Here is a 21,652-nt window from a genome sequence, read left to right as displayed (position 1 = left end):
GTTCGCCTTGACCTGAAGTGCGATTGAGCTTCTAGCGTGTCCTCTAGTTGATCATCTGACGACGGGAGAAGGTACTCATGATTCTCGTAACGGGAGCCACCGGGAACGTAGGAAGTGCACTGCTCAAGGAGCTGCACGTGTGCGGTGCCGGGCCGTTGAGAGGGCTCACCCGTGACGCCGCGAGGGCGGTGTTCCCCGAAGGGGTCGAGGCCGTTGAAGGTAACTTCGCGGACACAGCTTCATTGAAGCCCGCGTTGGAGGGGGTGCGCTCACTGTTCCTCGTGTCGCGTCTGGGCTCAGATGCCGACATCCTTGAGGCCGCCCGGCAGGCGAGTGTGGAGCACGTGGTGCTCGTGTCGTCCATTACGGTCCAGACGCATCCGCACCTGGGCCCCGCAGTCGAGAACCTGGCGGTCGAGCAGCTCCTGAAGGACAGCGGCATGGCCTGGTCGATCCTGCGGCCGACGCAATTCGCTTCGAACTCCTTGATGTGGGCGGCGTCGATCCGTGAACACCAGGCAGTCCGCGCGCCATATGCGGACGCCGGACTCCCCACGATCCACCCCGCGGACATCGCGTCGGTGGCGCGGGTGGCGCTGACCGAGCCCGGTCACCACGGGCGTACGTATGCGCTGACCGGTCCGGAGCGGGTGACTGCCCGGCAGCAGGTCGAGGCCATCGCGGCAGTACTGGGGCGGGAGGTGCCTTTCACCGAGATCAGCCGGGAGGAGGCCCACGCTCAGATGGCCGCTGTCTTCGGGGACGAAGCCGCGGACGCGGTGCTCGACGTCATGGGCGGGGACGTCAACGACGAGATACTGACGGTGCGCAACACGGTTTCACAGGTCACCGGCTCCCCAGCCAGACTGTTCCAGCAGTGGGTTGCGGAGAATGCCGCCGCCTTCCGCTGAACCGCCGGATCCTGAGCAAGGGATGTCGCACACCTGCCCTCGGGGGCGCCGCTTGCTCAGGCTTCGACGGCGGACGCGTAAGCGGTGAAGGCCGACCAGGCGGTGGTGGAGACGGTGAGCGCGGGGCGGGCGGTGTCCTTGGAGTCGCGTACGTGGACGGTGTGGGGGTGCGGGGCGACCTCTACGCAGTTGTCGCCGCCGCTGCCGCTGTAACTGCTCTTGAACCAGGCCAGTTCGGTAGTCATAGCGCTCCTAGCATCTGCTTCAGCAGGCCCGCCGAGGCCTCGTGACTCAGCGCCTGTGAGCGCATCTTGCCATAGCGCTGGAGCATGGCACTGACTACTTTCGGGTCAGTGAGGAGGGTGCTGCTGTCATGACCTTCGACATAGCCGAACCAGCTGTGGGAGGGGGTCTCCGCGAGGTACATCTGCCCGTCGATGCCGGAGTGATCCGGCTGCCTGAGCGGCATGACGAGAACCTCGACGTTGCGACGCCCGCCCTGCGTCAGCAGGTTGTCGATGAGCGTGGACGTGACCTGCGTACCCCCTAACCGGCGCTCAAGGACCGCCTGCTCGATGAGGAAGGAAAAGGACGTGGTGGGGCGCCCGGGCAGGAGATCCTGCCGCGCCAGACGTGCGGCCACCTGCTGCTGGAACGCGTCTTCCGCGAGCGGCGGCAGGCGCCGGTCGAAGACTGCCCGGATGTAGCCCTCGGTCTGGAGTAGTCCCGGCACCCCCCGGCACTCGTACGCGTACAGCGTGATCGCTCCCTCCTCGATCCCCGCCCACTGCTGGAACCAGGAGGCGAGTCCGGCCCTTCTGCGCAGACTCCGCGCGGCGGCGCCGAGGACCTTGCCGGCGACCGCCCCCAGGGCTTCCGCCGCCCGCTCCGGCAGGTTCTCCGGCGGGAACCGCTTGCCCTGCTCGATCTTGGCGATGTAGGCGGGTGAGTACTGCACGCGAGGTGCGAAGTCCTCCTGGGTGAGGCCGGCGGCTTCGCGCAGGGCCTTCAGTACGGCCCCGAACGTCCGCAGGCTGTCGGACAGCTCGGGTTCGCCGCTCGCCGTGGTGCTCTCGTGGTCCGCCGTCATCGCCGCCCCGTCTTCCGTGCATCGATCCACGCGGCAATGATCACGGACGGTTACTCACCCCGTCCAGAGCGTCAACCCATACAGAGGGATCTGTATGGGTGTTGTTCCTGCTGGCGCGGGTGGTCGAGGCGGAACGCTTGGCGCATGACAGCGCTGCAAGCCCAACCGCCCGTAACCGTAAGCGTGTTCGTCCAGAGGTTTTCCGCCACCCGCCTGGGTGCGACCCTCGCGCGGCGCCTGGCCGTGTGGAAGCTCGACGTCTGGGGGGTCCCCTACGGCACGCAGCTCTCCGACACCGTGGCCCTGCTCGTCGCGGAGCTCGCGGCGAACGCGGTCCTGCACGGGCGCGTACCCGGGCGCGACTTCGAGCTGCGGCTCTCGTGCGCGTACCGGACCGGAGTCGTACGCGTCGAGATCTCCGACACCCACGAGGCCCGCCCGGACCCCGCCGCCGTGCCCCGGCCCGACCCGGAGGCCGACGGGGGCAGGGGCCTCCTCATCGTGGAGGCCCTTGCCGCCCGTTGGGGCGTGAGCGATCGGCTCGGGCCGGGCAAGACGGTGTGGGCGGAGACGGGGTCGGTTGCCCGGTGAGCCGAATGCGTGCCGGGCTCCGTCAGGGGAACAGCGGCTCGTGGTTGGCCCAGACGACCTTGTAGGGGTGGCGGGACTGCCAGCGCTTGATGACCTCCTCGAGGCCGGGGGTCGTGAATGAAGCGTTGAGGGCGTCGAGGCCGGCGAGGGCGATCTGCACGATTGCCGAGGCCGTGGGTACGGGGCTGTGCTCTTCGGCGGGTACGCGGATGTGTCGCGAGGCGGCGAACGTCTGGATCTGCCCCGAGTCGCGCATGACCTGTTCGATGTCTATGAGGAACTGATCCAGCTCGGCATCAGGAATGGGCTCGGCGAAGGAGACGATCATTGTGTGGTGAATCATGGGTCAATCGAACCTCGCTCCAGGAGCGAAGTCCAAGACCGATCGGTTCTCCAGCGATAACCTGAAGGCATGAGTGAGCTGGAGACGCGTGAGCTTGAGTACTTCGTCGCGGTCGCCGAGGAACTGCACTTCGGCCGTGCTGCCGCGCGCCTCGCCATCGCGCAGCCGGCGCTGTCGAAAGCGATCCAACGTGTCGAATCCCGACTCGGCGTTCAGCTGCTCCTGCGCTCCAGCCGTCGCGTCTCGCTGACGCCGGCCGGGGAGGCGCTGCTGCACCACGGCCGCCACGCGCTCAACGCGGTGAGCGCCGCGGCCCGGAGCGCGCGCCGGGCCGGTGACGTCCAGGCGCAGCTGCGGTTGGTGATCAAGCCCGGTGGCGATGCCAACCTGCTGTCCGGGATCCTCGCGGCGTATGCCGGACAGCCCGATGCGCGGCGGGTGGACGTCCTGTTCGGCGGCGCCACCGACCGCGCCGACTATCTGCGTGACGGGAGAGCCGATGTGGCGCTGCTGTACGCGCCGTTCGACGACCTCACGGGGCTGGAGTCCGAGACGCTGTTCGTCGAGGGGCGTGTGGCGATTCTGCCGCAGGGCCACCGGCTGGCCTCGCGCGGCGAGCTGTGCATGGCCGACCTGGAGCACGAGACGCTGCCGCGCTGGAAGGGGGTGCTGGACGGCGGGACCGGTCCGGAGATCGCGGACGTGGCGCAGATGACTCAGATGATCATGCTCGGCCGGACGATCGCGCTGCTGCCGCGCTCGTCCGTCGAACCCGTTCACCCGGGGCTGGTCTACAAGCCGGTGGCCGACGCGGCGCCCAGCCGCCTGGTCGTCGCGTGGTCGCAGCTCGACCAGCGGCCCCTCGTCGCCTCGTTCGTTGCCGCAGCGGTCGCCGCGAGCCGGTCACAGCCGGACGCGGCGTCGGACCAGAAGGCGGGCGCTTCCCCGGGCGGCGAAGCGGGGTAGGCGACCGTCGACCACCCCGAACCGGCCGATGCGTGGCGGGTGGCAGCGTGGCGTACGCGCCTTCCGTCATGGGGCGGAACCGAGGGCGTCGTGATCATTGCGATGCTGTCCTGGCCTTGTAACTGCGCTTCTCCGCTGGTCGCGTCATCAGGCAAGGTAGTGATCGATCAAGCAGGCGAGCCGTCACGACCGGTCGGCCGCCTCATTGCTACCCGTCGGGGGAACCCCATCATGCTTCGCAGCCGCCACCGCAAGACCGCGCTCACCGCCACTGCTCTGATGGCCACGGCGCTGCTCCTCACGGCCTGTCAGGGCGAGGACGCCGCAACCTCCGGCACGTCGAACAGTCCCGCGGCGTCGGCATCGGGGTCGGCTGCCAAGGGCGGGTCCGGCGGCAAGGACACCGCTGACGGCGCCGGGGCGGACTCGGGCAAGGACTCGGGCGAGGCCTCGGGCGGCAAGGTGACGGGCAGTTGGGCCGGTGCGGTCTCCTACATGGCGCCGGGCAAGTACATGGTGACCCGCAAGGGGGGCACGGGGCAGGCGTTCTTCACCTCGGACGACACCGACATCCAGGGCGCGGGCAAGATCTGCGGCGACGCGGACGGCCAGGCGGCGACGCCTTGCAGCGAGGACGAGCTCGAGGCCGCGTCCAAGAAGGGCTTCGGGGCGACGGTCAAGCTCGAGAACGGTGTGGCGGTGAGCATCGTCGAGGACCACACCGACAGCGGCAGTGGGACCGATGACGACGCGGGCAGCGGTGACGCGGCCGGGCTCGTCACCGGGACGCTCGCGTTCATGGCGCCGGGCAAGTACATGCTGACGAAGACGTTCGCGGGCGGTGACCGTTCGTTCTTCACCGCCGACGACACCACCATCAACGGTGCCGGATGGATCTGCGGTGAGGAGGGCCAGGGGACGACGCCTTGCAGCGAGGACGACCTCGAGGCAGCCGCCAAGAAGGGCGGCATCATCGTCGTTGCCGACATCAAGGACGGCGTCGCCGTCACCATCGACGAGAACCACAACTGACTCCTGCCGGTCCCGGCCCGCGCCCACAGCATGGGCGCCTGCCCACCGCTCCGTCCGAAGTTGAGATCGATGTGGGCGCAAAAGGTGCCGCTGAGGCGGCCTCAACGCGCCCACATCGATCTCAACTTCCGCGGACCGCGGGGCCGCCGCGACGGAGCCGCACCGGGACGAGCCGAGTCGGGCCGGGCCGGGGATCTCCGACCCCGGTCCGCCTCGCCCCTCATCCCCGCAACGACTCCCCGAACCCCGCCGCCAGCGGCATCCGCAGCCCCAGCGGCGGCGGGGCCGCCAGTGCGTCCGCGAGTGGGCGGGCGTAGTGCCGGCCGAAGAGGGAGCCGCGGATGAAGTCCGCGGCCAGGGCGGTGACTTCCGTGTGGTGCTGGCGCAGGGCGTGGCCGTCCGAGTGGACTTCGAAGCGGCAGGTGTCGCGGTTGGACTTCTTGGCGCGCTCCGCCAGGCGGAAGGAGAGCTCCGGGTCCGAACGGGCGTCGTTCGTGCCGTGGACCAGGAGGACGTGGCGGCCGACCAGGTGCTTGACCGGCTCCGGCTCGGCGTCCGGGTCGGCCGGGAGCCAGGGGGCCATCGCGAGGACCGAGGTGACGGCCGGGTGGCCGCCGGCGCGGAGGGCCGCGCGGCCGCCCATGCCGTGGCCGGCCAGGCAGACGGGGATGTCGCCGTAGCGGCGTACGACCTCGTCCACCGCCCATTCGGCGTCCGCGGCGAGGTGGGCGTCCGTCGTGTTCCAGCCGCGGCAGCGGTAGTGCACGACGTGGGCGCAGAGGCCGTCGTCGCCGCCGGCGCGGGCCAGGGCCCTGGCCAGGGGGAGCCGGCGGGCGTACGAGAGGGAGGAGGGGCGACGGTGCGAGTAGGGCTCGCCGTCCGGGAGCAGCAGGACCACGCCGCTGACCGTAGGAGATGCTCCGGCCGTCCTGACGGCCCGTCCCAGCCTTGCAGCAGGCAGGGGGAGTGCGCGCTGTGCCATGACGCAACAGTGTCAGAAGGCCAGATGTACGCCACCCGTATTCGCGGTCTCTGTTACGTATCGGGAGCGCGCTCTACGCGCGTAGGCGCTAGAGTGCGTGAATGATGAGCCCCACCCTCAATGTGCCCGGCCAGGATCAGATCCGGCGTGCCCCCAAGGTCCTTCTCCACGACCACCTCGACGGCGGCCTGCGCCCGGGGACGATCGTCGAACTCGCCGTGGCCAACGGATACGACGGACTTCCCGAGACCGACGCCGACAAGCTCGGCATCTGGTTCCGCGAGGCCGCGGACTCCGGTTCGCTGGAGCGGTATCTCGAGACGTTCGCCCATACCTGCGCCGTCATGCAGACCCGTGACGCGCTGGTCAGGGTCGCCGCGGAGTGTGCGGAGGACCTGGCCGCCGACGGTGTCGTCTACGCGGAGATCCGGTACGCCCCCGAGCAGCACCTGGAAGCCGGCCTGACCCTCGAAGAGGTCGTCGAGGCCGTCAACGAGGGCTTCCGGGAGGGCGAGCGCCGGGCGCGCCAGGACGGCAACCGGATCAGGGTGGGCGCGCTGCTCACCGCGATGCGGCACGCCGCCCGTTCGCTGGAGATCGCCGAGCTGGCGAACCGCTACCGCGAGCAGGGTGTCGTCGGCTTCGACATCGCGGGCGCCGAGGCGGGCTTCCCGCCCACCCGGCACCTCGACGCCTTCGAGTACCTCAAGCGCGAGAACAACCACTTCACCATCCACGCGGGCGAGGCCTTCGGCCTGCCGTCGATCTGGCAGGCCATCCAGTGGTGCGGCGCCGACCGGCTCGGCCACGGCGTCCGGATCATCGACGACATCGAGGTCGCGGAGGACGGCAGCGTGAAGCTCGGCCGCCTCGCCTCCTACGTGCGGGACAAGCGCATCCCGCTGGAGATGTGCCCGACCTCCAACCTGCAGACCGGGGCCGCGACCTCGTACGCCGAGCACCCGATCGGGCTGCTGCGCCGGCTCCACTTCCGGGCCACCGTGAACACGGACAACCGGCTGATGAGCGGTACGAGCATGAGCCGGGAATTCGAGAAGCTGACCGAAGCCTTCGGATACACGCTCGACGACATGCAGTGGTTCACCGTCAATGCGATGAAATCAGCATTCATTCCTTTCGATGAACGTCTGGCCATGATCAATGACGTCATCAAGCCCGGGTACGCCGAGCTGAAATCCGAATGGCTCTTCGAGCAGACCGCTGCGACCAGGGTTTCCAGCTCGCTCGCCGGCTGATCGACTGCCTTCGGGAAACGGCCGGGAACGTGTTTTCCGGCCGTTTTCCGTGTCTTTCGATGTTTGCGGGAGGGGCAGGGGGCTGGCTAACTTGCAGAGCCGCTCACATCCCCTTCCCCAAGGATGAATTTCACATGAAGCAGTCTGCTGCCAGGACTCTCGGCGTCGCCGCTCTCGGTGCCGCTTTCGCCGCTGCCGCCGCCGGTACCGCGTCGGCGTCCGCGCTGCCGCTGGAGACCGCGACGAGCGTCCTGCCCGTCGCCGGCGCCCTGGCGAACGCCACGTCGACCCTGCCGGTCCAGGACACCGCCAACCAGCTGCTCGGCACCGGCCAGACGAAGATCCTCGGTGACGTGGCCGCCCCGGCCAAGGGCCTCCTCGGCGGCATGCCCGCCGGTGGTCTGACGACCAGCGGTCTGTCGGCCAACGGCCTGCCGCTCGGTCGCTGAGCCCGGTTCCGCACCTGCCTGTGGGCGGGCACCCGTACACCGGGTGTCCGCCCACAGGCGTGCGCACGTACGAGAGCTACCAGGCGGTCGCGGCCGACGACGGCCGCTCCTGGGGGAGCAGCAGCCACAGCGCCAGGTAGAGCAGGAACTGCGGGCCCGGCAGCAGGCACGAGACGACGAAGATGATGCGCATGGTCTTCGCGGAGGTGCCGAAGCGCCGTGCCAGCGCTGCGCACACTCCGCCGAGCATGCGTCCGTCACGGGGGCGGGCAAGTGCGGCCATGGTGGGCTCCTTCGCGAACCGTTGCTGAGGGAGCGGTTGATTGCGCTCCCGGTATATCCAGGATGGCGCGCGCGGCGGGGACAAACGTCGGCCTACGGGGCGATACCGACCCTGGAAATCGTCGGGGTCGACCCCTGAGAGGCCGCGGATCCCTGCGGGGTGCGGAACTCGCGGCCCGCCCGGGCCGGCGAGTGGCCCCGGTGCTGCTCGCGGCGGCGCAGCCGTGCCCGCCACGCCGGGACGACCAGGACGTGGGCGAGTGCGACGCCGATGGTGTTCAGGATCAGCGAGTCGACGTCGACGACCTGGCCCGGCACCCCCGTCTGGCCCAGCTCGATGGCCAGCGAGATCAGCGCCCCGGCCGCGAGCGTACGGGTCAGTGAGGCCCACGGCGAGACGAGGAGGCGGCCGCCGGCCAGCGGCAGCAGCACCCCCAGAGGGGCCAGCAGCAGGAGTTCCTTGCCGATGCTGCGGACGGCGGTGACCGGGCCGAGGGACAGGTCCGCCTTGATGCCCGCGAACGGCTGGAGGTTGGCGGCTGTCATCCACGGCACGTCCAGCGGGCGCAGAGTCAGCCACCCGACGAGCAGCAGATGCGCGAGGAGGAGCGACACTCCGACCGCGCGGAAGCGGATGACGGCCTGGCCGCCCGAACCTTGACGCACGCTTCCCAAGACGCGGGCGGCGGCAGGATCGGTTCCGCTCGCGCGGGGGAGACCTGGCTCACGCCGCGTCGCAGGGCCGGCTCACGGCAGCCGGGCCGCCTGAAACCGCACGCTCACAGTACCCGGGCCGCCTGAGAGGCCCGCTCGACGGCACCCGGGCCGCCTGAGAGGCCCGCTCGACGGCACCCGGGCCGCCCGAAAGAGCCCGCTCACGGCGCTTGGGCCGCGCCCTTCGTCGGTACGGACTGCGGGCTGGCCTTCGTCTCCGTGGTGCACACATAGCCGCGCGGCGCGTAGTTCCCCGGGCCGCCGAGCGTGACCGGGCCGTCGGGGACGAGCGACTCGCTCTCGGCGTACGTACAGACGATCTGCGCGAGCGCCTCGGACGGCAGGTCCTCCGGCTGCTCGCTGAGACGCAGGGTGCCCTTCGGGTCGCCCGCGAGGGGGCCGGCTACGCGGAGCGTCTCGGGGACGTGGGTGGAGAAGCCCGCCTGTCGTTCGGCGCCCGGTGGGTCCACGCGCAGTTCGTCCAGCAGGGCGCGGGCGATCCGCAGCCGGTCGGACGTCGCCTCCCGGACCTGCACCGTGCGGTCCACGGTGACCAGTTCCGAGGCGCAGACCAGATAGATCTGTACGGGGATGCCCTGCTGGGCCTGGGTGGTGATGTCCTCGGCCGGCATGGCGCACGGCACCCGGGACGGGGCCGGGCCTGCGTCGACGGGTACGGACGTCGTCCTGATCCCGCAGCCCGCCGCCAGTACGGCGCAGAGCGCGGCACCGGCCAGGGCCCCGGCGGGACGGCGGCCCCGGCGTTCGCTGCGTGTCACGTCGCGTCGTCCTCCTCGTCCGGGATCCCGGCGCCGTGACCCTCGGTGGTGCCGTTCAGCGCCTCCGCGTCGCGCGGCAGGCGCAGGACGAATATCGCGCCGTCGCCGTCCGGCGAGTTGGCGGCGGTGATGTCGCCGCCGTGGATGTGCGCGTTCTCCATGGCGATCGACAGCCCGAGCCCGCTGCCCTCGGAGCGCGGCCGGGAGGCGCTGGCCTTGTAGAAGCGGTCGAAGACGTGCGGCAGCACGTCCTCGGGGATGCCGGGGCCGTGGTCGCGGACCTCGATGACGAGGTCGTCGCCCACGGTCCGTACGGCGACTCGCACGGGCGAACCGCCGTGCTTCAGCGCGTTGCCGATCAGGTTGGCCAGGATCACGTCGAGCCGGCGCGGATCGAGGCGGACCATCATGCCGCGCTCGGCGTCCAGGTCCACCGCGTCCAGCCAGGCGCGGGCGTCGATGCAGGCGGTGACCTGGTCGGCGACGTCGACGGTGTCGAGGACGAGGCGGGCCGTGCCCGCGTCGAAGCGGGTGACCTCCATCAGGTTCTCCACCAGGTCGTTGAGGCGCCGGGTCTCGCTGACCACCAGGTGAACGGCGGGCGCGATCATCGGGTCGAGGCTGTCCGCCTCGTCCTCCAGCACCTCGGCGACCGCGGTGATCGCGGTCAGCGGGGTGCGCAGCTCGTGCGACATGTCGGCGACGAAGCGGCGGCTGGACTCCTCCCGCGCGCTCATGTCCGCGACCTTCTTCTCCAGGGAGCTCGCCGTTCTGTTGAACGTCCGGGAGAGATCGGCCAGTTCATCGGTGCCGGACACCACGAGCCGGGTGTCGAGCTTGCCTTCGCCGAGCTTGCGGGCCGCGTCGCCGAGGCGCTGTACGGGGCGCAGCACCGTCGTCGCCGCCGCCTGGGCGAGCAGCGCGGAGCCGACGAGGGCCAGCGCGGTGGCGATCCCCAGGGACCAGGCAAGCGAATTGAGGTCCTGCCGTTCCTGGTCGAGCGACTTGAGCATGTAGCCGGTCGGACCCCCGCCGATGATCTTCGTGCCGGCGACGAGATACGGCGTGCCGCGGATCGAGGTCCGCTGCCAGAACAGGTGGTACCGGTACTTGTTGCCCGCCTTGACCGGCTGCTTCCTGCCGACCTGTTCCTGCAGCGACACCGGGACGTTGTCCCGGGTGAAGGTGTCCAGGTCGGAGTTGCCGACGATCGGCTTGCCCGGATCGCGCTCGTCGATCAGCAGCACGCTGTACCCGGGGCTGCTGCTCGCCATCTGCACGGCGGCGGTCTGCAGGTCCTCCCGGGTGGGCTTCAACGGCAGCGAGGCCGCCCGGCTCTGCATCTCCTGACGGAAGTCCCCGAGCGCGGAGTCCTGCGTACGCGTCAGCACCGCCTCGCGGTTCAGCCAGTACGCGATCCCCGACGCGGACACCGCGGCGGTCAGCGCGACCAGCGCGAAGACGACGACGAGCCGCAGCCGCAGGCTGGTCCAGCGGAGCCCGGCGAGCAGGCTCCGCCGTACAGCCGTGCTCACTGCGGCGAGTCCAGCCGGTATCCCACGCCCCGCACGGTACGGATCAGGGTCGGCGACGACGGTACGTCCTCCACTTTCGCGCGCAGCCGCTGGACACAGGCGTCCACCAGCCGGGAGTCGCCGAGGTAGTCGTGCTCCCAGACGAGACGCAGCAGTTGCTGACGCGACAGGGCCTGGCCCGGCCGGCGGCTCAGCTCCAGCAGGAGGCGCAGCTCGGTCGGCGTGAGCTGCAGGTCCTCCCCGTTCTTCGTCACGGTCATGGCGGACCGGTCGATCACCACGCTGCCGAAGGTGGCGGAGTCGGTGGACTCCCGCTCACCGCGGCGCAGCACCGCGCGGATGCGGGCGTCGAGCACCCGGCCCTGCACGGGTTTCACCACGTAGTCGTCGGCACCGGACTCCAGACCGACCACGACGTCGATGTCGTCGCTGCGCGCGGTCAGCAGGATGATCGGCAGCTGGTCGGTGCGCCGGATGCGCCGGCACACCTCGAAACCGTCGATCCCGGGCAGCATCACATCCAGCACGACCAGGTCGGGCCGCTGCTCGCGCAGCAGGTTGAGGCCGTCCTCTCCCGTCGCCGCGGTGGCCACTCGGTGGCCCTGGCGTGACAGCGAGAGTTCGAGGGCCGTGCGGATGGCGTCGTCGTCCTCGATCAGCAACAGGAAAGGCACGGGGGTCATTCTGACCCATGGGGGAGCCCTAGTTCGACAGTTGGTCCCCTCTCATGCATCCGGGAGTCCCGGATCGCGTCCGCGCCGGGCCCTGTGACAGGCCTGTGACAGTCGGCGGACAGGGCCATGAAGTCGCCCCGGCAAGCTCGTTGACACAAGGAACGGACGGACTCCACCGACGGGGGGCGCGAGATGAACGCAACGCACAGCATCACCACGAGCGCAGTTGTCACGCGTCTCCACGACGTCGGGCGGAGCACCGAGCAGTCCGGCGCCGCACTGAACGGGCGTGCGTGCGTGCGAAGCGCCGGGCGCACGTACCCGTCGTCGGAGCGCAAGCCGTTCCTGACGGTGGTCGACACGCCTGGCGCCACGGGGGCGGGTCACGGGGGAAGCGCGTACGGGGAGGTCACGGGGGAGCGGAACGCCGCGGAGCGGGACGAGGACGCCGAAGCGGCGTTCACGGCCTACGTCCAGGAGCGCCGCGCCTCCCTGTACGCCACCGCCTATCACCTGACCGGTGACCGGTTCGAGGCCGAGGACCTGCTGCAGAGCGCCCTCTTCTCGACGTACCGGGCATGGGACCGGATCAGCGACAAGGCGGCCGTCGGCGGCTATCTGCGCCGCACCATGACCAATCTGCACATCAGCGCCTGGCGCAGGCGCAAGCTGAACGAATACCCGACCGAGGAGCTGCCGGAGACGGCGGGCGACACGGACGCGATGCGCGGTACGGAGCTGCGCGCCGTGCTCTGGCAGGCGCTGGCGCGACTGCCCGAGACACAGCGCACGATGCTGGTCCTGCGCTACTACGAGGGCCGCACGGACCCGGAGATCGCGTCGATCCTCGACATCAGTGTCGGCACGGTGAAGTCCAGCATCTGGCGGTCGCTCCGCCGGCTGCGCGAGGACGAGGTCCTCAGCTTCGGCCGTGACGAGGAGGAGTCCTTCGGCGAGCTGGTGGCCTGAGGCAGGGGGTACGGGGGCGCCGCTTCGGGGGAGGCGGCGGTGTTACGGGGGAAGTGGGCCGTCGCTTCGGGGGAGGCGGCGGTGTACGGGGGTAACGGGGTACGGGGAAGCTGAGGGGTCGGACGGGCCGGGGGGACCTGTCCGGCCCCTCGGCGTTTGCGCGCGAGCTTCGGGGCGCGGGCTTTTCGGGGGCGCTGCCCCGGACCCCCGCTCGCTCCGGTCAGTCGCCGGAAGGGCTCACCGGCGCGGGTGCGGGCGCCGGCGTCCGGCAGCGTCCCGCCGCGGCAGCGGCGAGCCGGCCCAGGGCCTCCGCCTTGCCGCACGGGTGCGCGCCCAGCTCCACCTGGCGGGCCACGATGCGGCGTTCGGCGCGCATCAGGCGCCAGCCGCGGCGGATCAGGAACGGCACCGATTTGCGGCCCTCGCGCAGGTCGCGCAGCAGGCGGCGGCGGAACGTCGTGGACGGGCGGCCGCGCAGGCACAGGGCGTCCGCCAGAAGGCCCAGCGACTGGCACCGCTCCACGATGTCCGCGGCGAAGATCCCCTCGGCGACGAACAGCGGCGTGCGCTCGATGTGGAAGCCCTCGTGACCGGTCCGGGAGCTGGTCGCGATGTCGTACACCGGTATGTCGGTCCGCCCGGTGCGGCACAGTTCCGTGATCGCGGCGACCGCCGCGTCCGCGTCCCAGGACAGTGCGGAGTCCCAGTCGATGTCCGTGCTCCCGCTGACGAGCGGCAGCGTGGGGTCGCCCGCCCCCTTGTAGAAGTCGTCGAGCCGCAGCACCGGAAGACCGGTACGGGCGGCGAGGGAGGACTTGCCGGAGCCGGAGGGGCCCGCCAACAGAACGACGCGGGTCGAAATCGCATGGGAACTCACGGAACACAAGTGTGAGGCATTGATCCGCACAGGGGATCCCCGGAGGCGTGGTTGGTATCCGGCATCACACCTCAACTACGCTGTGCACTCGATTGATTACTCGATCGATGGTTCGATCGGCCCGATCAGGTGGGAACTCCATGGCACGTCACGCACTTTCCAAGTCCCGGCGCCGCGCACTGCTGCGGGCAGGTCTGACCGTCACCGCGGTGGGTGCCGCGCTCGGCGCGGGGGGTGCGGCGGCCCAGGCCGCCCCGCTGCCCCTCGTACAGGCGACGGGGACCGACACCAGCCTCGGTGATGCGAGCGAGGCCGCGGGCGGCGCGGTCACGGGGGCGCTCGGCCACTCGCTCGACAACGGCATCGCGCCCGTGACGCATCTGCGCCTCGACCCGCTGGCCGGTACGGGGGTGGATCCGCTGGACAACGCGGTGGGGACGCAGGTCGCCGACTTCAAGCCCGTCTCCACCGCCGCCCTCACCGACCCGGTGACCAGCGGCGGCGCGCTGAAGGACCTGCCCCTGCTGGGGCAGGTCACGGGCCTGCTGCACGGCTGAAACGGACGCGGCCCGTGCCCGGGGTGTCCCGGGCGCGGGCCGCTGCCGTATCCGCGTCAGTACGAGGAGCCCGCCGCGCCCAGCGCGCCCGTCGGGTGCCAGACCGTCTTGGTCTCCAGGAATGCCGTCAGACGGCGGGTGCCCGGATCGGCCGACCAGTCGGCTCCGTCCACAGCCTGTGGGCGGGAGACGCGCTTCAGGTTGTCGGCCGCCGCGATCTCCAGCTCCTTCGCCAGATCCGCGCCGGCTCCCGTGAGGTCGATGCCGTTGACGTCCTGGTGCGAGGCGAGCGGCGCGGCGATCTCCGCCGTCCTCCCCGACAGGATGTTGACGACTCCGCCCGGCAGGTCCGAGGTGGCCAGCACCTCGCCCAGCGACAGGGCGGGCAGCGGGGACTGCTCCGAGGCCACGACGACCGCCGTGTTGCCGGCCGCGATCACCGGGGCGAGCACCGAGATCAGGCCCAGGAACGACGACTCCTGCGGGGCCAGGACGGTCACGACGCCCGTCGGCTCCGGGGTCGAGAGGTTGAGATACGGCCCCGCGACCGGGTTCGCCCCGCCCACGATCTGGGCGATCTTGTCCGTCCAGCCCGCGTACCAGACCCAGCGGTCCACCGCCGCGTCCACGACGGCCGCGGCCTTGGACTTCGAAAGCCCCTCGGCCTCCGCCACCTCACGGACGAACTGGTCCCGGCGGCCCTCCAGCATCTCCGCGATGCGGTAGAGGATCTGGCCGCGGTTGTACGCGGTCGCGCCCGACCAGCCGCCGAACGCCTTGCGCGCCGCCACGACGGCGTCCCGCGCGTCCTTGCGGGAGGACTGGGGAGCGTTCGCCAGCCACGTGCCCTTCGAGTCCGTCACCTCGTACACCCGGCCGCTCTCGGAGCGGGGGAACTTGCCCCCGACGTACAGCTTGTAGGTCTTGAAGACGCTCAGTCGCCCGTCAGACATCGAGGTAGGCCTCCAGACCATGACGGCCGCCTTCGCGGCCGAAGCCCGACTCCTTGTAACCGCCGAACGGCGAGGTCGGGTCGAACTTGTTGAACGTGTTGGCCCAGACGACGCCCGCCCGGAGCTTGTTCGCCACCGCGAGGATGCGGGAGCCCTTCTCCGTCCAGATGCCGGCCGAGAGGCCGTACTGGCTGTTGTTGGCCTTGGCGACCGCCTCGTCCGGCGTACGGAACGTCAGCACGGACAGGACCGGGCCGAAGATCTCGTCGCGGGCGACGGTGTGCGCCTGGGTGACGCCGGTGAACAGCGTCGGCGCGAACCAGTAGCCGGCCGAGGGGAGCTCGCACGGCGCCGACCAGCGGTCCGCGCCCTCGGCCTCGCCCGTCTCGACGAGCGCGGTGATCCGGGAGAGCTGCGCCGCGGAGTTGATCGCGCCGATGTCGGTGTTCTTGTCCAGCGGGTCGCCGAGGCGCAGCGTGGTGAGCCGGCGCTTGAGGGCGTCCAGCAGCTCCTCCTCGATGGACTCCTGCACGAGGAGGCGCGAGCCCGCGCAGCAGACCTGGCCCTGGTTGAAGAAGATGCCGGTGACGATGCCCTCGACGGCCTGGTCGATCGGCGCGTCGTCGAAGACGATGTTGGCGCCCTTGCCGCCCAGCTCCAGCGTGGCCTTCTTGTCCGTGCCGGCGATCTGGCGGGCGATGGCCTTGCCGACCGCCGTCGATCCCGTGAAGGCGATCTTGTTGACGTCGCCGTGCTCGACGAGGGCCGAGCCCGCGTCCCCGTAGCCCGTCAGGATGTTCACGACACCCTTGGGGAGACCGGCCTGGCGGCAGATGTCCGCGAAGAAGAGCGCGGAGAGCGGGGTCGTCTCGGCGGGCTTGAGCACCACCGTGTTGCCGGTGGCGAGCGCCGGGGCGATCTTCCACGCGAGCATCAGCAGCGGGAAGTTCCACGGGATGATCTGGCCGGCGACGCCGAGCGGGCGCGGGTTCGCTCCGTAGCCGGCGTGGTCCAGCTTGTCGGCCCAGCCCGCGTAGTAGAAGAAGTGCGCGGCGACCAGCGGGAGGTCCGCGTCGCGGGTCTCCTTGATCGGCTTGCCGTTGTCCAGCGTCTCCAGGACGGCCAGTTCGCGCGAGCGCTCCTGGATGATCCGGGCGATCCGGAAGAGGTACTTGGCGCGCTCGGAGCCGGGCAGCGCCGACCACTTCTCGAACGCGCGGCGGGCCGCCTTCACGGCCCGGTCCACGTCCGCGGAGCCCGCCTGCGCGACCTCGGAGAGCACCTCCTCGGACGACGGGCTGACCGTCTTGAAGACCTTGCCGTCGGCGGCGTCGGTGAACTCGCCGTCGATGAACAGGCCGTACGAGGGGGCGATGTCGACGACGGAACGGGACTCCGGCGCCGGTGCGTACTCGAATGCAGATGCCATGGGAATCAGTCCACCGTCACGTAATCGGGGCCGGAGTAACGGCCGGTGCTGAGCTTCTGGCGCTGCATCAGCAGGTCGTTCAGCAGGCTGGAGGCGCCGAAGCGGAACCAGTGGTTGTCCAGCCAGTCCTCGCCCGCCGTCTCGTTCACCAGCACCAGGAACTTGATGGCGTCCTTGGTGGTGCGGATGCCGCCGGCCGGCTTCACGCCGATCTGGACGCCGGTCTGCGCACGGAAGTCGCGCACCGCCTCCAGCATCAGCAGGGTGTTCGCGGGGGTGGCGTTGACCCCGACCTTGCCGGTCGACGTCTTGATGAAGTCCGCGCCCGCCAGCATCCCGAGCCAGGAGGCCCGCCGGATGTTGTCGTACGTGGACAGCTCGCCGGTCTCGAAGATCACCTTCAGCCGTGCCCGGCCGCACTCGGCCTTCACGGCGAGGATCTCCTCGTAGACCTTCAGATAGCGGCCGGAGAGGAAGGCGCCCCGGTCGATCACCATGTCGATCTCGTCCGCACCGGCGGCCACCGCGTCACGGACGTCCGCGAGCTTCACACCGAGCGCGGCGCGCCCGGCGGGGAAGGCCGTCGCCACCGACGCGACCTTCACGCCGGAGCCGGCCAGGGCGGCGGCCGCGGTCGCCGCCATGTCGGGGTAGACGCACACGGCCGCGGTGCGCGGGGACGTGCGGTCGGTGGGATCGGGGTTGACGGCCTTGGCGGCGAGAGCCCGGACCTTGCCCGGGGTGTCCGCGCCTTCCAGCGTCGTCAGGTCGATCATCGAAATGGCCAGGTCGATGGCGTACGCCTTGGCCGTCGTCTTGACCGAACGGGTTCCGAGCGAGGCGGCGCGCGCTTCCAGGCCGACGGCGTCGACGCCGGGCAGCCCGTGCAGGAAGCGGCGCAGCGCACTGTCGGACGCCGTCGCGTCGGCGAATGCGGGGGCAGTGGTGGGCATGGTCACCACATGAGCATATCTACGCGCGTAGCGGCCTGTACAGGGGGCCGTGTGCTTCGCGCATCACGCGGCGCCCCCGCGGGAGGCGTGAAGATACACGCGCGCGCGTCCGGGCCCGCCCTGCCCGCCGTCGTAAGCACGTCGGTGACCTGCCCCTTCCTCCTCCGTACGCGTGTCCGGGCGGCCGCCCCCGCGCCCATGGCGGACGTCAGGCAGAATCGGGCGCATGACGAGCCCCACACCGCCCTCCGAGCCCACCTACGCCGACCGGACGTTCCGGTCGCCCGCCGGGCTGGTCGGGGGTGTCCTGCTGTTGCTGCTCCTCGGCTGGATCGGCGGGGACGCGGCCGTCCGGGGCGAGGGCCGGGTGCCGTGGCTGGCGCTGGCCGGTCTGCTGACCGTCGTGCCGCTGGTGGTCGCCTTCACGTTGCGGCCGGCGGTGTTCGCCAACGACCGGCGCATCCGGATCCGTAATCCGTTCCGGACGATCACGCTGCCGTGGAGCGACGTCGCGGATGTCCGGGCCGGGTACTCGAGCGAGCTCTTCACGCACGACGGCGGGAAGTACCAGCTCTGGGCGGTCCCGGTCTCGCTGCGGCAGCGCAAGAAGGCCGCCCGTCACCAGTCCCGGCAGTCGCTCGACGACCCGTACGGCAGGACGTCCGTCACCGCCGACGTGCGGGACGCGCAGGCGCGGTCGGCGGCCGCCGACCAGTCGGTCCGTGACCTGAGGGAACTGGCCGAACGCGCGGCAGACAAGCCCGCCGCCGACGGCCCCGCAAAGTCGGTCCGCTGGGCGTACGAGGTGATCGCGCCGGCCGTGGTGGGTGCGGTGCTGCTGGTGGTGCTGGGCGCCATCGGCTGAGGGCCTTCCGGGCGGGGTCCGGGGGCCGTCAGGCCCTCAGGCGGCGCGTCCCTCCGTGCCGCGGCCGCCGCCCGCCGCCTGCCCCGCTCCGGCGAGGAACGGTTCCAGCAGGCCGAGCAGCGCCTGCGGGCGGTGCAGCGGAATGATGTGGCCGCAGTCCTCGACGAGGTGGCCGACGAGGTCGTCGGCCACCGGCCGGAGCTGCTGTTCGAGCGCTCTGCCCACGGGGTGGGAGCCGATCGTCATGACCGGGACGGTCAGCCGGCCCCGGCGCACGGATTCCCGGATCTGGCGGGCGCTCGTCGGCAGTGCCCGGTAGTACGAGAAGGCGCAGCGCAGAGCCTCGGTCCCGGTGTACGCGCGGACGAAGGCGTCGCGGACAGCGGGAGCCACGCCCTCGCCGAGCGTCCCCTCGGTGAGGAACCAGTCGATGTACCGGGCTTCGTGCCCGGTGAGCACGGACTCCGCGAGTCCGGGCACGTCGTGGAAGCCGAACCACCAGGGCGCCCCGTGGGCCAGGAATTCCTCGGCACCCGGCAGGCCGCCCATGAGCGACTCCATGAGGACGAGCCGCCCGACCCGGCCGGGCCGGCGCATGGCGAGCAGGAACGCCGATGGTGCGCCCGCGTCGATGCCGATCACGGACGCGGAGCTCTCCCCGAGGGCGTCGAGGAGGGCCTCGGCGTCGCCCGCGAGCGTCCCGGCGTCGTATCCGCCCTCCGCCCGTGTGCTCAGCCCGAATCCCCGCAGGTCGGGTGCGATGACGCGGTGGCGACCGGCCAGCTCGTCCATGACGTGGGTCCACAGCTGCCAGGTGTGGGGGAAGCCGTGCAGCAGCAGGACGGCAGGGCCGTCGCCGGCGACCGCCACGTTGAGCTCGACGCCGTTGGCCGTGATCCGGCGGAGCTCGACGGGGTGGTGAGCGCTGCGCGGCGGGGGCGGTGACACGGGCATGTGGTTCTCCAGGCGGTTACCAATGGTGACAACACAACCGTAGGTAACTAGCCTGGGGGTGCCAAGACCGCACTTCTGCCTCAGGTGGTGAGTTCCAGGTGACCTCTTCGGCACCACAGTCCCGCGACGGACGCCGCGGGGACCTCTTCGATGCGCAGTGCCCGACCCGCCGCCTGCTGGACCGCATCGGCACGAAGTGGATGTCGATGGCCGTCAAGGTGCTGGCGGAGGCGGCCCCCGGGGAGGTGCGCTTCGGTGAGCTCCAGCGCGCGATGACGGGCATCTCGCAGAAGATGCTGTCGGTCACCCTTCGAGGGCTGACCCACGACGGCCTGGTCGGCCGCCGGGTGGAACCGTCGGTGCCGCCTCGCGTGTACTACCGGCTCACCCCGCTCGGCCTGACCCTGGTGGAACCGCTGGCCGCGCTGCGCGCGTGGGCCGAGGAGCACATGGCCGAGGTCGACCTGGCGAACCTGCGCGGCGAGCAGGAGGAAGCGGCGGCCGAATCCTGACCTGCGGGCCGGCAGGGCGGGCGCGAGGCGCCGGCTCACGTGCCCGAGAGGTACGTGAGCCGGCGTCCGGATGCTCCGCGTGTTCGGCGTGTTCCGGGTCAGATCCCGGCCGCGGCGGCCAGGTCGCGCTTGATGCCGGCCAGGAGCTCGGCGCCCCTCGCTCGGGCCGCGGGCAGCTCGCCGGCCGAGCCGACCGGCACCACGACCTCCAGATAGCACTTGAGCTTCGGCTCGGTGCCGCTCGGGCGGACGATCACCCGGGCGCCCTGAAGGTGGTAGCGCAGCCCGTCCGTGGGCGGCAGCAGCTCGGTGCCGTTCGACAGGTCCTCGGCGGAGGTGACGGCCAGGCCCGCGAGCGCGGCCGGCGGCTGCTCGCGCAGGCGGCGCATGGCGTCCGCGATGACGGACAGGTCCTCGACGCGGACCGACAGCTGGTCGGTGGCGTGCAGCCCGTGGTCGACCGCGAGGTCGTCCAGAAGGTCGAGCAGGGTGCGGCCCCGCTCCTTGAGTACGGAGGCGAGTTCGGCGACCAGCAGCGCGGCCGTGATGCCGTCCTTGTCGCGGACGCCGTCCGGATCGACGCAGTAGCCGAGCGCCTCCTCGTAGCCGTACCGCAGTCCGTCCACGCGGGCGATCCACTTGAAGCCGGTCAGCGTCTCCTCGTAGCCGAGGCCCGCCTTCTCCGCGATCCGGCCGAGGAGGGACGAGGACACGATGGACTCGGCGAAGACGCCGGTGACACCGCGGCCCACGAGGTGGGCGGCGAGCAGCGCGCCGACCTCGTCGCCGCGCAGCATCCGCCAGCCGCCGTCCGCCGCCGGGTCCGGGACGGCGACGGCACAGCGGTCCGCGTCCGGGTCGTTGGCGATGACGATGTCAGGGTCCGCGCGCCGGGCCGTGGCGAACGCGAGATCCATCGCGCCGGGCTCCTCCGGGTTGGGGAAGGCCACGGTGGGGAACGCGGGGTCGGGCTCGGCCTGCTCGGCGACGAGGACCGGGGCGGGGAAGCCCGCACGGTCGAAGGCGGCGGTGAGCACGGAGGCGCCGACGCCGTGCATCGCGGTGTAGACGACGCGGGCGGTGCGCGGCGACCCGTCGGCCAGCACGGTGTCCGTACGCGCCAGGTAGGCGTCCAGGACCTCGTCGCCGAGGGTCTCCCAGCCGTCGTCGGGGCGGGGCACGGTGTCCAGCGGGCCGACCGCGGCGATCGCGGCGGCGATCTCCCCGTCGGCCGGCGGCACGATCTGCGAACCGTCCCCGAGGTAGACCTTGTAGCCGTTGTCGCGCGGCGGGTTGTGGCTGGCGGTGACCTCGACGCCCGCGACGGCCCCGAGATGCCTTATGGCGTACGCCAGCACGGGGGTGGGGAGCGGGCGGGGGAGCACGGCCGCCCGCAGACCGGCGCCGGTCATGACGGCGGCCGTGTCGCGGGCGAAGTCGGTGGACTTGTAGCGGGCGTCGTAGCCGATGACGACGAGGCCGCCGGCCTGCCCCTGGTCCTTCAGGTACGCGGCGAGGCCGGCGGCGGCGCGGATGACGACGGCCCGGTTCATCCGCATGGGCCCGGCGCCGATCTCACCGCGGAGGCCGGCGGTGCCGAACTGGAGCGTGCCGGCGAAACGGGCGGTGAGCTCGTCGAGGTCCTCGGCGGCGATGAGCGCGGCGAGCTCGTCGCGGGTCTCGGGGTCGGGGTCCTCGGCGAGCCAGGTCCTGGCCCGGGCGATGAGGTCCTGGGTCGTCACGGTGTCGGCCTTTCCGGTTTCGGGGGTGTGGGTGTGGGTGCGGGGTGGTGGGGCCTGCGGCGCTTGTGTTCCCCTACCCGCCCTTCCCGAACCCGGGGCTACGCCGCCGGACCCCGCGCCTCGAACGCCGGGGGGCTGGGCGTGCGGCCCCGGGTTTCGCCCGCGGCAGTCACCATCACGCCGGCCGGGCAAAATCAAGCCCCCGGGGGGACCGAGAAGCGGGGGTACGGGGGCCAG

At 71.2% G+C, this 21,652-nt stretch carries 25 protein-coding genes; 10 read left to right on the top strand and 15 right to left on the bottom strand.

Annotated elements, in window-relative coordinates:
* The first annotated feature begins 77 nt into the window (after positions 1–77).
* A complete protein-coding gene (locus ABTX18_RS15410; RefSeq protein WP_352123229.1) occupies positions 78–911 on the top strand; it encodes an NAD(P)H-binding protein in 834 nt (277 codons plus the stop codon).
* 56 nt (positions 912–967) lie between these two features.
* On the opposite strand, the gene ABTX18_RS15405 is transcribed toward ABTX18_RS15410, so the two are convergent.
* Positions 968–1,156, bottom strand: a complete 189-nt coding sequence (locus ABTX18_RS15405; protein ID WP_352123228.1) for a DUF397 domain-containing protein — start codon at positions 1,154–1,156, stop codon at positions 968–970.
* Positions 1,153–2,001 (bottom strand): helix-turn-helix domain-containing protein, encoded by an 849-nt coding sequence (locus ABTX18_RS15400; protein ID WP_352123591.1) that lies wholly within the window; start codon positions 1,999–2,001, stop codon positions 1,153–1,155. The genes ABTX18_RS15405 and ABTX18_RS15400 overlap by 4 nt, the downstream gene beginning before the upstream one ends.
* A gap of 144 nt (positions 2,002–2,145) precedes the next feature.
* On the opposite strand from ABTX18_RS15400, the gene ABTX18_RS15395 reads away from it, so the two are divergent.
* Positions 2,146–2,592 carry an ATP-binding protein gene (locus ABTX18_RS15395; RefSeq protein ID WP_352123227.1) on the top strand — a complete coding sequence of 149 codons (447 nt, stop codon included), beginning with the start codon at positions 2,146–2,148 and terminating at the stop codon, positions 2,590–2,592.
* 22 nt (positions 2,593–2,614) lie between these two features.
* On the opposite strand, the gene ABTX18_RS15390 is transcribed toward ABTX18_RS15395, so the two are convergent.
* On the bottom strand, positions 2,615–2,935 hold the full coding sequence (locus ABTX18_RS15390; protein ID WP_352123226.1) for a hypothetical protein: 321 nt from the start codon (positions 2,933–2,935) through the stop codon (positions 2,615–2,617).
* Positions 2,936–3,004: 69 nt separating this feature from the next.
* Between ABTX18_RS15390 and ABTX18_RS15385 the strand changes: the two genes are divergently transcribed.
* Both ABTX18_RS15385 and ABTX18_RS15380 read left to right on the top strand, forming a co-directional pair.
* Positions 3,005–3,901: a LysR family transcriptional regulator gene (locus ABTX18_RS15385; protein WP_352123225.1), complete on the top strand. Its 897-nt coding sequence runs from the start codon at positions 3,005–3,007 to the stop codon at positions 3,899–3,901.
* A gap of 231 nt (positions 3,902–4,132) precedes the next feature.
* Positions 4,133–4,933, top strand: coding sequence for a hypothetical protein (locus ABTX18_RS15380; RefSeq protein ID WP_352123224.1), 801 nt, complete (start codon positions 4,133–4,135; stop codon positions 4,931–4,933).
* A 220-nt stretch (positions 4,934–5,153) separates the two neighbouring features.
* Here the strand turns inward: ABTX18_RS15380 and ABTX18_RS15375 are convergent, their stop codons facing one another.
* Entirely contained in the window at positions 5,154–5,831 is a 678-nt protein-coding gene (locus ABTX18_RS15375) for an alpha/beta fold hydrolase (RefSeq protein WP_352123223.1), read from the bottom strand.
* A gap of 185 nt (positions 5,832–6,016) precedes the next feature.
* Here ABTX18_RS15375 and ABTX18_RS15370 point away from each other — a divergent pair, with 185 nt between their 5' ends.
* On the top strand, positions 6,017–7,171 hold the full coding sequence (locus tag ABTX18_RS15370; protein WP_352123222.1) for an adenosine deaminase: 1,155 nt from the start codon (positions 6,017–6,019) through the stop codon (positions 7,169–7,171).
* A gap of 134 nt (positions 7,172–7,305) precedes the next feature.
* On the top strand, positions 7,306–7,620 hold the full coding sequence (locus ABTX18_RS15365; RefSeq protein WP_352123221.1) for a hypothetical protein: 315 nt from the start codon (positions 7,306–7,308) through the stop codon (positions 7,618–7,620).
* Positions 7,621–7,696: 76 nt separating this feature from the next.
* Here ABTX18_RS15365 and ABTX18_RS15360 read toward each other — a convergent pair whose 3' ends face one another.
* From ABTX18_RS15360 to afsQ1, 5 genes are all read right to left on the bottom strand, one after another.
* Positions 7,697–7,903 carry a PspC domain-containing protein gene (locus ABTX18_RS15360; protein WP_352123220.1) on the bottom strand — a complete coding sequence of 69 codons (207 nt, stop codon included), beginning with the start codon at positions 7,901–7,903 and terminating at the stop codon, positions 7,697–7,699.
* 92 nt (positions 7,904–7,995) lie between these two features.
* Positions 7,996–8,568: a VanZ family protein gene (locus ABTX18_RS15355; protein ID WP_352123219.1), complete on the bottom strand. Its 573-nt coding sequence runs from the start codon at positions 8,566–8,568 to the stop codon at positions 7,996–7,998.
* Between the two features lie 209 nt (positions 8,569–8,777).
* Positions 8,778–9,395, bottom strand: a complete 618-nt coding sequence (locus ABTX18_RS15350) for a hypothetical protein (protein WP_352123218.1) — start codon at positions 9,393–9,395, stop codon at positions 8,778–8,780.
* Positions 9,392–10,930: an ATP-binding protein gene (locus ABTX18_RS15345; RefSeq protein ID WP_352123217.1), complete on the bottom strand. Its 1,539-nt coding sequence runs from the start codon at positions 10,928–10,930 to the stop codon at positions 9,392–9,394. The genes ABTX18_RS15350 and ABTX18_RS15345 overlap by 4 nt, the downstream gene beginning before the upstream one ends.
* Positions 10,927–11,604 (bottom strand): two-component system response regulator AfsQ1, encoded by a 678-nt coding sequence (gene afsQ1, locus ABTX18_RS15340; protein WP_185095372.1) that lies wholly within the window; start codon positions 11,602–11,604, stop codon positions 10,927–10,929. The genes ABTX18_RS15345 and afsQ1 overlap by 4 nt, the downstream gene beginning before the upstream one ends.
* Positions 11,605–11,796: 192 nt before the next feature.
* Here afsQ1 and ABTX18_RS15335 point away from each other — a divergent pair, with 192 nt between their 5' ends.
* Positions 11,797–12,573: a SigE family RNA polymerase sigma factor gene (locus ABTX18_RS15335; protein ID WP_352123216.1), complete on the top strand. Its 777-nt coding sequence runs from the start codon at positions 11,797–11,799 to the stop codon at positions 12,571–12,573.
* A gap of 220 nt (positions 12,574–12,793) precedes the next feature.
* On the opposite strand, the gene ABTX18_RS15330 is transcribed toward ABTX18_RS15335, so the two are convergent.
* Complete coding sequence (locus tag ABTX18_RS15330) at positions 12,794–13,450, bottom strand: uridine kinase family protein (RefSeq protein WP_352123215.1); 657 nt, start codon at positions 13,448–13,450, stop codon at positions 12,794–12,796.
* A 140-nt stretch (positions 13,451–13,590) separates the two neighbouring features.
* Here ABTX18_RS15330 and ABTX18_RS15325 point away from each other — a divergent pair, with 140 nt between their 5' ends.
* Entirely contained in the window at positions 13,591–14,007 is a 417-nt protein-coding gene (locus tag ABTX18_RS15325) for a hypothetical protein (protein ID WP_352123214.1), read from the top strand.
* A 56-nt stretch (positions 14,008–14,063) separates the two neighbouring features.
* On the opposite strand, the gene ABTX18_RS15320 is transcribed toward ABTX18_RS15325, so the two are convergent.
* From ABTX18_RS15320 to deoC, 3 genes are read right to left on the bottom strand one after another with little or no spacing between them, the layout of a single operon-like run.
* A complete protein-coding gene (locus ABTX18_RS15320) occupies positions 14,064–14,960 on the bottom strand; it encodes an aldehyde dehydrogenase family protein (protein WP_352123213.1) in 897 nt (298 codons plus the stop codon).
* Positions 14,953–16,389, bottom strand: coding sequence for an aldehyde dehydrogenase family protein (locus ABTX18_RS15315; RefSeq protein ID WP_352123212.1), 1,437 nt, complete (start codon positions 16,387–16,389; stop codon positions 14,953–14,955). The genes ABTX18_RS15320 and ABTX18_RS15315 overlap by 8 nt, the downstream gene beginning before the upstream one ends.
* A 5-nt stretch (positions 16,390–16,394) precedes the next feature.
* Positions 16,395–17,342, bottom strand: coding sequence for a deoxyribose-phosphate aldolase (deoC, locus tag ABTX18_RS15310; RefSeq protein ID WP_352123211.1), 948 nt, complete (start codon positions 17,340–17,342; stop codon positions 16,395–16,397).
* A 226-nt stretch (positions 17,343–17,568) separates the two neighbouring features.
* Here deoC and ABTX18_RS15305 point away from each other — a divergent pair, with 226 nt between their 5' ends.
* Complete coding sequence (locus ABTX18_RS15305) at positions 17,569–18,207, top strand: PH domain-containing protein (RefSeq protein WP_352123210.1); 639 nt, start codon at positions 17,569–17,571, stop codon at positions 18,205–18,207.
* A gap of 36 nt (positions 18,208–18,243) precedes the next feature.
* Here the strand turns inward: ABTX18_RS15305 and ABTX18_RS15300 are convergent, their stop codons facing one another.
* Positions 18,244–19,161: an alpha/beta fold hydrolase gene (locus tag ABTX18_RS15300; RefSeq protein WP_352123209.1), complete on the bottom strand. Its 918-nt coding sequence runs from the start codon at positions 19,159–19,161 to the stop codon at positions 18,244–18,246.
* A 98-nt stretch (positions 19,162–19,259) separates the two neighbouring features.
* On the opposite strand from ABTX18_RS15300, the gene ABTX18_RS15295 reads away from it, so the two are divergent.
* Positions 19,260–19,673, top strand: a complete 414-nt coding sequence (locus tag ABTX18_RS15295; protein ID WP_352123208.1) for a winged helix-turn-helix transcriptional regulator — start codon at positions 19,260–19,262, stop codon at positions 19,671–19,673.
* Between the two features lie 98 nt (positions 19,674–19,771).
* Here ABTX18_RS15295 and ABTX18_RS15290 read toward each other — a convergent pair whose 3' ends face one another.
* Positions 19,772–21,415, bottom strand: coding sequence for a phospho-sugar mutase (locus ABTX18_RS15290; RefSeq protein WP_352123207.1), 1,644 nt, complete (start codon positions 21,413–21,415; stop codon positions 19,772–19,774).
* Positions 21,416–21,652: the final 237 nt, after the last annotated feature.

Source organism: Streptomyces sp. NPDC096323, from assembly GCF_040302845.1.
GTDB lineage: Bacteria > Actinomycetota > Actinomycetes > Streptomycetales > Streptomycetaceae > Streptomyces.
This window is presented reverse-complemented; position numbering and strand designations above follow the sequence as displayed.

What these genes read in the sequence shown, in the direction of transcription:
- ABTX18_RS15400 (WP_352123591.1), bottom strand. Translation starts at nt 2,001, where the DNA reads ATGACGGCGGACCACGAGAGCACCACGGCGAGCGGCGAACCCGAGCTG.
- ABTX18_RS15370 (WP_352123222.1), top strand. Translation starts at nt 6,017, where the DNA reads ATGATGAGCCCCACCCTCAATGTGCCCGGCCAGGATCAGATCCGGCGT.
- ABTX18_RS15305 (WP_352123210.1), top strand. Translation starts at nt 17,569, where the DNA reads ATGACGAGCCCCACACCGCCCTCCGAGCCCACCTACGCCGACCGGACG.
- ABTX18_RS15325 (WP_352123214.1), top strand. Translation starts at nt 13,591, where the DNA reads ATGGCACGTCACGCACTTTCCAAGTCCCGGCGCCGCGCACTGCTGCGG.
- ABTX18_RS15410 (WP_352123229.1), top strand. Translation starts at nt 78, where the DNA reads ATGATTCTCGTAACGGGAGCCACCGGGAACGTAGGAAGTGCACTGCTC.
- ABTX18_RS15335 (WP_352123216.1), top strand. Translation starts at nt 11,797, where the DNA reads ATGAACGCAACGCACAGCATCACCACGAGCGCAGTTGTCACGCGTCTC.
- ABTX18_RS15300 (WP_352123209.1), bottom strand. Translation starts at nt 19,161, where the DNA reads ATGCCCGTGTCACCGCCCCCGCCGCGCAGCGCTCACCACCCCGTCGAG.
- ABTX18_RS15315 (WP_352123212.1), bottom strand. Translation starts at nt 16,389, where the DNA reads ATGGCATCTGCATTCGAGTACGCACCGGCGCCGGAGTCCCGTTCCGTC.
- ABTX18_RS15365 (WP_352123221.1), top strand. Translation starts at nt 7,306, where the DNA reads ATGAAGCAGTCTGCTGCCAGGACTCTCGGCGTCGCCGCTCTCGGTGCC.
- ABTX18_RS15380 (WP_352123224.1), top strand. Translation starts at nt 4,133, where the DNA reads ATGCTTCGCAGCCGCCACCGCAAGACCGCGCTCACCGCCACTGCTCTG.
- ABTX18_RS15405 (WP_352123228.1), bottom strand. Translation starts at nt 1,156, where the DNA reads ATGACTACCGAACTGGCCTGGTTCAAGAGCAGTTACAGCGGCAGCGGC.
- ABTX18_RS15390 (WP_352123226.1), bottom strand. Translation starts at nt 2,935, where the DNA reads ATGATTCACCACACAATGATCGTCTCCTTCGCCGAGCCCATTCCTGAT.
- deoC (WP_352123211.1), bottom strand. Translation starts at nt 17,342, where the DNA reads ATGCCCACCACTGCCCCCGCATTCGCCGACGCGACGGCGTCCGACAGT.
- ABTX18_RS15360 (WP_352123220.1), bottom strand. Translation starts at nt 7,903, where the DNA reads ATGGCCGCACTTGCCCGCCCCCGTGACGGACGCATGCTCGGCGGAGTG.
- ABTX18_RS15395 (WP_352123227.1), top strand. Translation starts at nt 2,146, where the DNA reads ATGACAGCGCTGCAAGCCCAACCGCCCGTAACCGTAAGCGTGTTCGTC.
- ABTX18_RS15320 (WP_352123213.1), bottom strand. Translation starts at nt 14,960, where the DNA reads ATGTCTGACGGGCGACTGAGCGTCTTCAAGACCTACAAGCTGTACGTC.
- ABTX18_RS15385 (WP_352123225.1), top strand. Translation starts at nt 3,005, where the DNA reads ATGAGTGAGCTGGAGACGCGTGAGCTTGAGTACTTCGTCGCGGTCGCC.